This window comes from Amphibacillus indicireducens, from assembly GCF_039539605.1.
Classification (GTDB): Bacteria; Bacillota; Bacilli; order Bacillales; family Amphibacillaceae; genus Amphibacillus; species Amphibacillus indicireducens.
Genome location: NZ_BAABDL010000060.1, coordinates 1 through 11624, shown reverse-complemented (window position 1 = coordinate 11624; position 11624 = coordinate 1). Strand labels below are relative to the sequence as shown.

Genomic DNA, 11624 nt, shown 5'->3' with positions numbered 1-11624 from the left:
TAAACGAGGTTATAGGATTAAAGTGCACATTCTTATCTAGCAGAAACTGCTACATATAGTTTAGCAGTCACAGCAGGTCATATTTTTTTGTGTATTATAGTAGATGTTAGCAATTTTTTCGTAAAAGTAAGTGTTTGAACCCCGTAAAATGGAAGCGCTTAAATTATAAGTAGTTCGATCACAGGCTAAAATTAATACACAGAGCTAATTTTAATGGTACAGTTATTAAAAAATAGTGAGACAGTTCACAAATCTATACTTTACACACTTAAAGGTTTATTAATAGTTAAAGTTATCTGAGCAAAGTTATTGACCATTTAAAATTAATAAGATAAACTGTTATTAGTAATTGAATTGTACTAATCATTCCATGCTTTTTTAGTATAACAGTTTTCTATCTCTGCAAAAAAAGATTAAAACACTGTGTCAAGGGTATTGTAATATTAAGTACTATTTTAGTTCATTAAATCATTGGTGATTTAATTTAATAAGAAAATAAAAGGGTTGTAAAAAAGAAAGGGTAGGTGAGTCTTTTGAAACGTACAAATGATGTAATTGAAGAACAATTTCAAACGTTTCAAATTCTGGATGAAGAAGGCAATGTAGTGAATGAAGAAGCAATGCCAGAACTTTCAGATGATGAATTAAAAGAATTAATGACAAGAATGGTTTACACGAGAATATTGGACCAACGTTCAATCGCGTTAAACCGTCAAGGACGCTTAGGTTTCTATGCGCCAACAGCAGGTCAAGAAGCATCACAATTAGGAACACAATTTGCTTTAGAAAAAGAAGATTTTATTTTACCAGGTTACCGTGATGTTCCACAATTAATTTGGCATGGCTTACCACTTTATAAAGCATTCTTGTTCTCAAGAGGTCATTATGAAGGAAACCAATTCCCAGAAGGCGTTAACGCATTTAGTCCACAAATTATTATCGGTGCTCAGTATGTTCAAGCAGCTGGTGTTGCACTAGGTATGAAACGACGCAAAAAGAATGCTGTTGCAATTACTTATACAGGTGATGGTGGTACGTCACAAGGTGATTTCTATGAAGGAATCAACTTTGCCGGAGCTTTTGGTGCACCAGCAATTTTCGTTGTACAAAACAACTACTTTGCGATCTCTACACCTGTAGAAAAACAAACTGCAGCTAAAACATTAGCTCAAAAAGCTGTTGCAGCAGGAATCGAAGGTATTCAAGTTGATGGTATGGACGTGCTAGCTGTTTACGCAGCGACTAAAGAAGCTCGTGAACGTGCAGTTAAAGGTGAAGGTCCAACATTGATTGAAACATTAACATACCGTTACGGACCACACACAATGGCTGGAGATGATCCTACACGCTACCGAACGGAAGATCTAGATAGCGAATGGGAGAAAAAAGATCCACTTGTTCGTTTCCGTAAATTCTTAGAGGCTAAAGGAATTTGGTCTGAAGAAGAAGAAAACGAAGTGATCGAACGTGCAAAAGAAGAAATTAAAGTTGCAATTAAAGAAGCAGATAACGTACCAAAACAAAAAGTCACTGACTTAATTAATAATATGTATGAAGAAATACCATTTAATTTAAAAGAGCAGTATGAAGAATATAAAGCAAAGGAGTCGAAGTAAATCATGGCTCAAATGACAATGATTCAGGCAATTACTGATGCCTTACGTTTAGAATTAAAAAATGATGAGAATGTAATGATTTTTGGAGAAGATGTTGGTAAAAACGGTGGTGTTTTCCGTGCAACAGAAGGTTTACAAGCAGAATTCGGTGAAGATCGAGTGTTTGATACACCACTTGCTGAGTCAGGTATTGGTGGTCTCGCGATTGGTCTAGCTACACAAGGATTCAGACCTGTACCAGAAATCCAATTCTTTGGTTTCGTTTATGAAGTAATGGATTCAATTAGTGGACAAATGGCTCGTTACCGTTACCGTTCAGGGAATACTGTTAATATGCCAATTACAATCCGTGCACCATTTGGTGGTGGCGTTGCTACACCTGAGCTTCATGCAGACTCACTTGAAGGTTTAATGGCTCAACAACCAGGTTTAAAAGTTGTGATTCCATCAAACCCATATGATGCAAAAGGTTTACTTATTCAATCAATCAGAGATAATGACCCTGTTATTTTCTTAGAGCATATGAAATTGTACCGTTCTTTCCGAGAAGAAGTACCAGAGGAATCTTATACAATTGAATTAGGTAAAGCTAAAGTAAGACGTGAAGGTACAGATATTACATTGATTGCTTATGGTGCAATGGTTCAAGCATCAGAAAAAGCAGCAGAAGAATTAGAAAAAGAAGGTATCAGTGCTGAAGTCATTGACTTACGTACAGTTGCTCCGCTTGATATTGAAACAATCATTGAATCTGTTAAGAAAACAAATCGTGCAATTGTTGTTCAAGAAGCACAAAGACAAGCAGGAATCGCTTCACAAGTTGTTGCAGAAATTCAAGAACGTGCAATCTTACACTTGGAAGCTCCAGTTTATCGAGTAGCTGCACCTGATACTGTCTTTGCATTTACACAAGCTGAGCAAGTATGGTTACCAAACCACAATGATATTGTTGAAAAAGCGAAAGAAGCAATTAATTTCTAAAAAAGTAGCGACTAGGAGGTTATAAATAATGGCTTTTGAATTTAAAATGCCTGACATTGGCGAGGGAATCCATGAAGGTGAAATCGTTAAATGGTTTGTCAAAGAAGGCGATGTTATCCAAGAAGACGACGTACTATGCGAGATTCAAAACGATAAAGCAGTTGTAGAAATTCCTTCACCTGTTGAAGGACCTGTGTTAAAGGTTCACTTTGACGAAGGTGAAGTAGCAACTGTAGGTGAAGTTTTAATTACGATTGATGCTGAAGGTTATGAAGATGAGGGTGGCAGTGATTCAGCTGAAGCTGAAGAAGAAAAACCAGCTGAAAAAGAAGAAGCTGTACCTACTCAAGCAGAAGAAAAACCAGCAACTGAACCAGCAGCTGATGAATCATCAGATAAGCGTATTATTGCAATGCCATCTGTTCGTAAGTTTGCTCGTGACAATGACGTTAAAATCACACAAGTAACTGGAACAGGTAAAAATGGCCGAATCTTAAAAGAAGATGTTAAAGCATTTATTTCAGGTGATCAACCAGCAGCGGAAGCAGCTAAAGAGTCAGCTATTGAAACTGAATCAACTTCAGCTCCAAAACAAGTAGTCCCAACTGGTGAATTACCAGAAACTAGAGAGAAGATGACTACTGTTCGTAAGGCAATTGCAAATGCAATGGTGAACTCTAAGCATAAAGCTCCTCATGTTGTTTTACATGATGAAATTGATGTGACAGAGCTTGTTGCTCATCGAACGAAGTTTAAAACAATTGCTCAAGAGCAAGATATTAAGTTAACTTACTTGCCATACGTTGTTAAAGCTTTAGTTTCTGCATTGAAGAAATACCCAATTTTAAACTCATATATTGATGATGAAACAGAGGAAATTGTTACGAAGCATTATTACAACATTGGAATTGCAGCGGATACTGAAAAAGGCTTACTCGTTCCAGTTGTAAAAGAAGCAGATCGAAAATCATTATTTGACATTTCTAAAGACATTACTGAATTAGCTCAAAAAGCAAGCGACTTTAGATTATCGCCTGATGAAATGTCTGGAGCTTCAAGTACAATTTCAAACATTGGATCAGCGGGTGGACAATGGTTTACACCGATCATTAACTATCCTGAAGCAGCTATTTTAGGTATTGGTCGAATCGCTGAAAAACCAATTGTAAGAGATGGTGAAATTGTTGCTGCACCAGTATTGGCAATTTCATTAAGCTTTGATCATCGAATCGTTGATGGTGCAACAGCACAGCATGCGTTAAATCAAATCAAACGATTATTAAATGATCCACAATTAATTATGATGGAGGCGTAATCGAATATGGTCGTAGGAGATTTTCCAATTGAATTAGATACGTTAGTAGTCGGTGCGGGGCCTGGTGGCTATGTAGCCGCCATCCGCGCTGCTCAAACTGGACAAAATGTAACAATTGTTGACAAGGGTGCTCTAGGTGGCGTTTGTTTAAACGTTGGGTGTATCCCATCTAAAGCATTGATTGAAGCTGGAACGCGCTACAGCCAAGCTCAAAACTCTGAAGAAATGGGTATCATTACTAAAGAAGTTTCAGTTGACTTTGAAAAAGTTCAAGAGTGGAAAGCTAGCGTTGTTAACAAGTTAACTTCAGGTGTTGAAAGCCTGTTAAAGGGTAACAAAGTTGACATTGTTCGTGGTGAAGCTTATTTCGTTGACAAAAATACAGTGCGTGTAATGGATGAAAAGAGTTCACAAACGTATACGTTTAAAAACTGTATTATTGCAACAGGTTCAACACCAATTGAAATACCTTCATTCAAGTTCTCAGATCGCATTCTTGACTCAACAGGAGCTTTAGCTCTTAAAGAGATTCCTAAGAAAATGGTCGTCATCGGTGGCGGATATATCGGAACAGAATTAGGTGCAGCCTATGCTGATTTCGGTACTGAAGTGACGATTTTAGAAGGTGAAAAAGATATTCTAAGTGGTTTTGAGAAAGACTTAACATCTGTTCTTAAACGAAACTTGAAGAAGAAAAACGTAAAAATTATTACGAGTGCAATGGCTAAAAGCTCAGAAGAAACTGATAAAGGTGTCACAGTCACTTATGAAGCAAAAGGCAAAGAAGAAACAATTGAAGCAGATTACGTATTAGTGACTGTTGGCCGTTATCCAAATACTGCAGAAATTGGCTTAGAAGAAATCGGTATTGAAATGGATGAGCGTGGTCTTGTTAAAATTGACAAACAGTGCCGTACAAATATCGATAACATTTTTGCAATTGGTGACATCGTCGCAGGACCACCACTTGCACATAAAGCTTCATATGAAGGAAAGATCGCAGCTGAGGTTATTGGTGGCGAGAAATCAGAAATTGATGTTCATGGTATTCCTGCCGTTATGTTTGCTGCACCAGAAATTGCATCAGTTGGCTATACTGAAGCAGAAGCGAAAGAAGCAGGCTTTGATGTAAAAGCTGCTAAATTCCCATTCGCAGCAAATGGCCGAGCGCTATCATTAGACAGTACTGATGGATTCGTACGACTTGTAACACGTAAAGAAGATGGACTAATTTTAGGTGGTCAAGTCGTTGGCGCAGGTGCAAGTGATATTATCTCAGAAATCGGCTTAGCAGTTGAGACAGGTATGACTGCTGAAGATTTATCATTAACAATCCATGCACACCCAACTTTAGGTGAAATTACAATGGAAGCTGCTGAAGCTGCTCTAGGACGTCCGATTCATATTATGTAAGGAAACAACTACACCAGTAATTCTTCATTGAATTGCTGGTGTTTTTTTAACGAAAAATCGTTTATACTAAGTAGAACAAGTGAACAAATAGGGAGTGCATCTAATGAAGTCTAGCAGAATAATGATTTTTTTAAGTCTTTTGTTTGTAATTACTCTTGTTGGTTGTCAGAATGAATCGCTTGAGGTAGAAAATGACGATCAGATCGATGAACAAGAGCAGATAGTTGATGATGTAGAAGAAAATGAAGTGGTGAATAATGATACAGAAGTAACGGAGGAAGATATTGATCAAGATGACCCAGTAGAGGAAGTTGGAATAGATGAGTTGGAGGTAGAAGCATTGTATCAAGTGAATCAAGTGAGTTGGGCTGTAGAGCCAATTACGGACGAAGCAGAAAGTAAAGTTGCATTAATGACAATTGATGATGCACCTGACAAATATGCTTTGGAAATGGCTCAGACGTTAAAAGAACATAATGTTCCCGCAATATTTTTCGTTAATGGACACTTTATTCAAACGGAAGAAAAACAGCAAATACTAAGAGAGATATATGAGATGGGTTTTAGTATCGGTAATCATACATATAGCCATCCAAATCTAGCTGAAATAACTGAAGATGAACAAAGAAAAGAAATTGTTGAACTAAATGATTTGATCGAAGAGATTATCGGTGAAAGACCGAGCTTTTTTAGAGCACCATTCGGTGTTAATCCTGACTTCACTAAGGAAATTGTTGAAGCAGAAGGTATGGTTTTGATGAATTGGACATATGGCTATGATTGGGAGTCAGCTTATATGGAAGCTGAAGCTTTAGCTGATATTATGGTTAATACAGAATTTTTGCGTGATGGTGCAAATCTATTGATGCATGATCGTGAATGGACCAATGAGGCTTTAGCAGATATAGTTACAGGTCTAAGAGACAAAGGCTATGAATTTGTTGATCCGAAAACAATTCAAACGCCATTAGATGAACAGTAAGGGTGTGGATATTTAATGAATTATCACTATCCAATTGATTTAAGTTGGTCGACAGAAGAGACGATTGTTGTTGTGGAGTTTTTAGCGCTGATTGAAAAAGCTTATCAAGGCTCTGTTGCTAGACAAGCGTTATTAGACCAGTATCAAGAATTTAAAAAAGTTATTCCTAGTAAAAGTGAAGAAAAAACAATTGGTCATGCGTTCGAAAAAACATCAGGCTTTTCACTTTATCGAACGATCCAAAAAGCACGAAACGAAGAAACAAAGCGAATCAGCATGAAATAAGCCCGAAGATATCCGGGCTTATTTTTTTAGTTTCAAGAAGTTAGATTGCTTTTTTTCCTAATTGATAAAAAGGAAGAAGTTGATCGTAGCTAGCTTTGACTAGAGCAATAAGATCGTCGCCTGATAGTTGGCTTGCTTCAATTTTAGGAATGTGTTTGCCAATTAATAATTCTGCTTTTTTCACGTCTCTAAATCGCTGTAAATTCTTCTCGGTTAGTTGACTAACAGGGATAGCATCTTTCTTCATATGATCAAAAGAAATAACGAAATCGTCTGATAGTTGTTCAAAGATCTCAATTTGTTCTAAAAATGCTTGAGCAATTTTTGCTTTCGATGGTAGCTCGTAAATAAATGCAAGCCAAATAAATAATCGATCATCAAAGAGTCCGACTTGAAAATGTGGGTGTTTCTTATAGCCTCGCTTATTATCCGCAACAGCTAACCAAGTATCTTTTGGAGGGTTCACTGTTCGACGGGCATGTTTTGCGATATGAAGGTACATTTCGTTTCCGAGTTTACTTGCGAGATAATCAGTTAGTTCAATACCGATACTTTTAAATTTAGGTTGAATCTGTTCTTGAATTGCTTGCATTCGATTTTGTAAACCATCGATTTGAAAAACATCAAAGTCTATTTTAGTAAATCCTACTTGTTTCATTCAATCACCCTTTCAATTTTATTTACCTAATGACTAGTTATTATTTTAACATAGAGAGTTAAAAAGTGATCTTGAGATGCATATCATCATGAGATTTGATAGACTAGTTCTAATGAAAGGGTGATGAGATTGACACAATTTAATAAAGAGACTGTTTATCAAAATGCACGAAAGTGGGTAGAAGAGGCTGGCGAAATCATCCGGACAGAGATTGATCAGCCAAGGAAAATTGATACGAAAATGAATCCAAATGATCTAGTTACCGAGATGGATCGAAAAATAGAGGAGTTTTTTGCTGATAAAATTAGACAGACGTACCCGTCAGATTTAATTTTATCTGAAGAAGGCTTTGGTGACCAAGTCAATGAATTGAAGGGTACTGTTTGGATTATTGATCCAATTGATGGGACGATGAATTTTGTTCATCAAAAGCGAACATTTGCTATTTCTCTAGCTGTTTTTCATGAAGGTGTTGGTGAGATCGGCTTTGTTTATGATGTGATGGCAGATATCTTGTACCATGCTAAAAGAGGAGAAGGCACTTATAAAAATGAACAGAAACTTGTACCTATAGCAAAGGAAAAAAATCTATCAGAAGCTATTTTATTGCTAAATCCACTCTGGTGCGCACCAAATGATCGAGCTGACCATGAAAAGGTTGCTGAACTTGTTAAAACAGTTAGAGGTGCAAGATCATATGGGTCAGCAGCGTTAGAATTTGCTTATTTAGCTGAGGGCATCACCGATGTTTATGTATCCTTCCATCTTCAACCGTGGGATTATGCTGCGGGTGTAATTTTATATCATGAAGTAGGTGGTCAGACTGTAAAAGCGACGGGTGAGGATTTGACATTCCTCAAACAAGAGCCAACAGTGGCAGGCCATCCTGATTTAATTGCCGAAGTTATTCAGAATTACATTAGTTTAAAATAAGAAAAGTCGATCCATTATTGAAGATATGGATCGACTTCTTTTTTCTCTTGATATAAACGAAACTTTCCAGTTGCGTGTCTTGCTTTTGTCTTAACTGCAATCCGCTCATCGCACGTTGGACATAAATAAAGATGTTTACGGCGATTGAGCATATGCTTAGCTAAAATTGAATTGTTATCAATTTGATTAATTGTATCACAAATCGGACACTTTACATCCATTATAGTTCACCTCAAATACGAATAAAGAACAATTTCATATAATTTAAGTTTAACATAAAAAAGTAATAATTGATAATTGAATTTTTTGTTTAGCAGAATTGGATTAAGGGGATAATTTCTATAACAACAACAGAGGAGAATGAAAATGAAACGAAATTTTTTAATCATACTAGTCGCGGCAGTTACATCATTTGTTAGTGTGTTCTTATTGAATCAGAACCGACAAAACAAGGTCCTGGAAGAGCTCACTGACTTAAAGCGTTCAATGCAATTGAGAAATAACACACATTTTCCGATCCAAGAAGCCGGGTTGCCATATACGGATAATTTAGATAACGCAAAAATGGTGAGTGAAGGCTCCCAATATGGTGTTGAATATTATAATCGTTTGCAAAAATAACTGTATCAATTTTTAGCTGAAATCAATTGAAGAAGAAATAACCCTATTTTTAGTAATGAGTGATTGAGTTTCTATCTAAAAATAGGGTTTACTCGTTTTTAAACTATTTTTTTAACAACTGGGTACCATAATTCAATATATCCATATTCTCCTGTTCCACCGTATATTTCAAAGTTTGCGCCTTCGATTCGATCGTAATCTGCGGTTGGCAACCATTCAGTGTAAAACCTTTTCTGTAGTGTACTTAGAACGTTACTAAAATCCTCGTCCCATTTAAAAGGTTCTGACGGAAATATAGCATATGTTTGTGCTGGAATATGAGCAATGTGATAGCCACCAGTTTGACTATCGTTGGATTGAAAGGCACATAACATGTATGGAAATGTATTATCTTTTGTTTGTCTATAGTTTTCAACGCCATGAATCTTACATAGATCTTCTGAAATAAAGCTCGGCAAATTACCAGAATTATCGACCAGCCTTTCATATTCCCCATTTTGATGACTCTGTTGCCATAACTGTCCTGGGTTTATAAAACCTTCTTCTCCTTTTAACGAACAAATTGCTTCGATACCAAAGACGTCAAATGCCTCTTTTGTTTCAATTCTATAATTCATCACTTTATCTCCTCTAATTGATATTTGGAAGGATATTTTAGGATAAGCTTTCAATCTTACCCCTTCTTGCTTTGCTTCAGTAGGTGTAATGCCATGTAAAGATTTAAATGCTCTTGCAAATGAGGTGGCAGAATCATAGCCATATTTAATTGCCAAATCAATTATTTTTATCTTTGAATTCCTTAAATCTAGTGCTGCTTGAGTTAATCTTCGTCGTCTAATATATTCAGCAAGAGATACATCAGATATGAAAGAGAACATCCTTTGAAAATTATAAGATGAGGTGCCAGCCTTTTTAGCTACGATCTTAAAGTCAATGTCACTTGTTAAATGAGACTCAATATATTCAATTGCAGCATTCATTTTAGTAAGCCAATCCATAGAAACTCCTCCTTTTAGATTAGTTTAACAGATGATAAGATACAAATCTCAACCTTTTGTGCACAATATTATCATTCTAGTAAATGGACTGTGTATTTATTATTTGTGTATTGCTATTAATATTTCAAATAAAATTAGTGATAAATGAACAATCTATCTATTTGATTTCCGCTATGATGGCTAAAATATACGCAATTTTGTGACTTCATCTAGCACGCAAACTTAGTTTTAACTTGCATTTATCTTGGGAAAGCTTTAATATGGAAAGAGTAGACATTATGGGGAGGGGATTTATCTTGATGCAAGAAACAGTGATTACAAATGCCAATAAAGCCTATGCCCTTCTTAAGGCTGATGCAGATAAAATTTTAAAACTGATCCAAGTGCAAATGGATAATTTAACAATGCCACAATGCCCATTGTATGAAGAAGTTTTAGATACTCATATGTTTGGATTGTCTAGAGAAATCGATTTTGCTGTCAGAATGGATTTAATTGAGGTAGAAGAAGGCAAGGCATTACTAGATAACTTAGAAAAACAACTCAATTTAATTCACGAAAAGTCACAACAAAGATAAACGAGTGATCAAAATATTGATCTTGTAAATATAATGATTAATAAATAAAAACGTCAATCATATTCGATTGACGTTTTTATGTTTGGAAAAATATTAAATTTTAAAATTGAATTTAATGATACCTAGCTCTTTAGCTGAGGTAAAGATAATTGAAACAACCGGGCCGATAATAAAGCCAAATAAACCAAAAAGTCTCAAGCCAATATACATTGAAATTAAAGTTGTCAATGGAGATAGTCCCATTTGAACACCCATTACTTTTGGTTCAACCGTCCGTCTAATTGCTAAGAGAATCAGCGCTAAAATAGCTAATTCAATTCCAACAAATGTTGATCCAACTAAGAACATATAAATCGACCAAGGAGCTAAGACGATAATCGAACCAATGATCGGGATCAGATCAATAATCCAAATAACAATTGACATGATCAACGCATACTCAGGTACGATAATAAATAATCCGATTAAACTAACCGCAAAAATAATTAAACTGACTAAAAACTGACCTTTTAAAAATCCAAATAAAACACTTTTTAACCGGTTTGTGACGTATTGAATTTTTTCAGCACTGGCAGCACTAAACAGTTTATAAAAGTTAGCAATTACGTTTGGTAAATCAAGCATAAATAAAAATAAAGCAATTAAATAGACGATAAAACTAACAATATAATTCGGGATAGCAGCAACAAATCCAGCTACTCGATCCACTCGGAATGTATTTCTAATAAAATCAATTAACGCATCAGCACTGCTCCGAATCCCCGCATTTACTTCATTGACAAACTCAGCTGGGAGATCAGCCATAAAATGCTCAAGTGCATCGCCCCAATCGACTAAAATCCGATTAATTTCAATGATGTAAGTTGGCGTATTTTCCGCTAAGGCAACGAGTTGACTAACGACACTCGTAATGGTGAAATAACCAATCAAACTAAGCATTAGCAGAAATACTGTAAAGACGATAATAACACTAAATTTACGACCAATTTTAAAGCCACGTTGACTTAAGCGAACTAATGGATTGAGAATTAGTGCTGTCGTATATGCAATGACTAAAGGTATTGAAATTGGTAGAATGAAGAAAAACAATAACAGAATAACAATTACTAAAATAATTAATGTCCCATTTTTTTTATTGAAAAAACTCGCCACTTGCATCCCTGCTTTCTGTCAATTGAGATAGGGGGAGGTGACTAACCTCCGTCCCTCTCACACCACCGTACATACGGTTCTCGTATACGGCG

The 11624-nt window shown here is 35.9% G+C and carries 13 protein-coding genes; 9 read left to right on the top strand and 4 right to left on the bottom strand.

Translation table 11 applies throughout. The features are described 5' to 3' along the window. Window positions 1-533 precede the first annotated feature (533 nt). From pdhA to ABD814_RS05820, 6 genes are all read left to right on the top strand, one after another. Complete coding sequence (gene pdhA / locus ABD814_RS05845) at window positions 534-1616, top strand: pyruvate dehydrogenase (acetyl-transferring) E1 component subunit alpha (protein WP_344911267.1); 1083 nt, start codon at window positions 534-536, stop codon at window positions 1614-1616. A gap of 3 nt (window positions 1617-1619) precedes the next feature. Continuing rightward, window positions 1620-2597, top strand: a complete 978-nt coding sequence (locus ABD814_RS05840; RefSeq protein WP_344911265.1) for an alpha-ketoacid dehydrogenase subunit beta — start codon at window positions 1620-1622, stop codon at window positions 2595-2597. Window positions 2598-2625: 28 nt separating this feature from the next. After that, the gene (locus ABD814_RS05835) at window positions 2626-3912 is read left to right on the top strand and encodes a dihydrolipoamide acetyltransferase family protein (protein ID WP_344911264.1); all 1287 of its coding nucleotides are present in this window, start codon (window positions 2626-2628) and stop codon (window positions 3910-3912) included. A gap of 6 nt (window positions 3913-3918) precedes the next feature. Further along, entirely contained in the window at window positions 3919-5325 is a 1407-nt protein-coding gene (lpdA, locus tag ABD814_RS05830) for a dihydrolipoyl dehydrogenase (RefSeq protein WP_344911262.1), read from the top strand. Between the two features lie 103 nt (window positions 5326-5428). Continuing rightward, entirely contained in the window at window positions 5429-6307 is an 879-nt protein-coding gene (locus ABD814_RS05825; RefSeq protein ID WP_344911261.1) for a polysaccharide deacetylase family protein, read from the top strand. 15 nt (window positions 6308-6322) lie between these two features. Then, window positions 6323-6592, top strand: coding sequence for a UPF0223 family protein (locus tag ABD814_RS05820; RefSeq protein WP_344911260.1), 270 nt, complete (start codon window positions 6323-6325; stop codon window positions 6590-6592). A 40-nt stretch (window positions 6593-6632) separates the two neighbouring features. Here ABD814_RS05820 and ABD814_RS05815 read toward each other — a convergent pair whose 3' ends face one another. Next, window positions 6633-7250, bottom strand: a complete 618-nt coding sequence (locus ABD814_RS05815) for a YktB family protein (protein WP_344911258.1) — start codon at window positions 7248-7250, stop codon at window positions 6633-6635. Between the two features lie 129 nt (window positions 7251-7379). On the opposite strand from ABD814_RS05815, the gene ABD814_RS05810 reads away from it, so the two are divergent. Then, window positions 7380-8183, top strand: coding sequence for an inositol monophosphatase family protein (locus ABD814_RS05810; protein WP_425549058.1), 804 nt, complete (start codon window positions 7380-7382; stop codon window positions 8181-8183). A gap of 14 nt (window positions 8184-8197) precedes the next feature. Here ABD814_RS05810 and ABD814_RS05805 read toward each other — a convergent pair whose 3' ends face one another. After that, on the bottom strand, window positions 8198-8404 hold the full coding sequence (locus ABD814_RS05805; protein ID WP_344911255.1) for a YlaI family protein: 207 nt from the start codon (window positions 8402-8404) through the stop codon (window positions 8198-8200). A 145-nt stretch (window positions 8405-8549) separates the two neighbouring features. Here ABD814_RS05805 and ABD814_RS05800 point away from each other — a divergent pair, with 145 nt between their 5' ends. Then, on the top strand, window positions 8550-8804 hold the full coding sequence (locus ABD814_RS05800; protein WP_344911254.1) for a hypothetical protein: 255 nt from the start codon (window positions 8550-8552) through the stop codon (window positions 8802-8804). A 98-nt stretch (window positions 8805-8902) separates the two neighbouring features. Here ABD814_RS05800 and ABD814_RS05795 read toward each other — a convergent pair whose 3' ends face one another. After that, the gene (locus ABD814_RS05795) at window positions 8903-9802 is read right to left on the bottom strand and encodes an effector binding domain-containing protein (protein ID WP_344911252.1); all 900 of its coding nucleotides are present in this window, start codon (window positions 9800-9802) and stop codon (window positions 8903-8905) included. Window positions 9803-10101: 299 nt separating this feature from the next. On the opposite strand from ABD814_RS05795, the gene ABD814_RS05790 reads away from it, so the two are divergent. Continuing rightward, window positions 10102-10380 (top strand): Fpa/YlaN family protein, encoded by a 279-nt coding sequence (locus ABD814_RS05790; RefSeq protein ID WP_344911268.1) that lies wholly within the window; start codon window positions 10102-10104, stop codon window positions 10378-10380. A gap of 93 nt (window positions 10381-10473) precedes the next feature. On the opposite strand, the gene ytvI is transcribed toward ABD814_RS05790, so the two are convergent. Continuing rightward, the gene (gene ytvI, locus ABD814_RS05785) at window positions 10474-11538 is read right to left on the bottom strand and encodes a sporulation integral membrane protein YtvI (RefSeq protein WP_344911250.1); all 1065 of its coding nucleotides are present in this window, start codon (window positions 11536-11538) and stop codon (window positions 10474-10476) included. Between the last annotated feature and the right edge of the window lie 86 nt (window positions 11539-11624).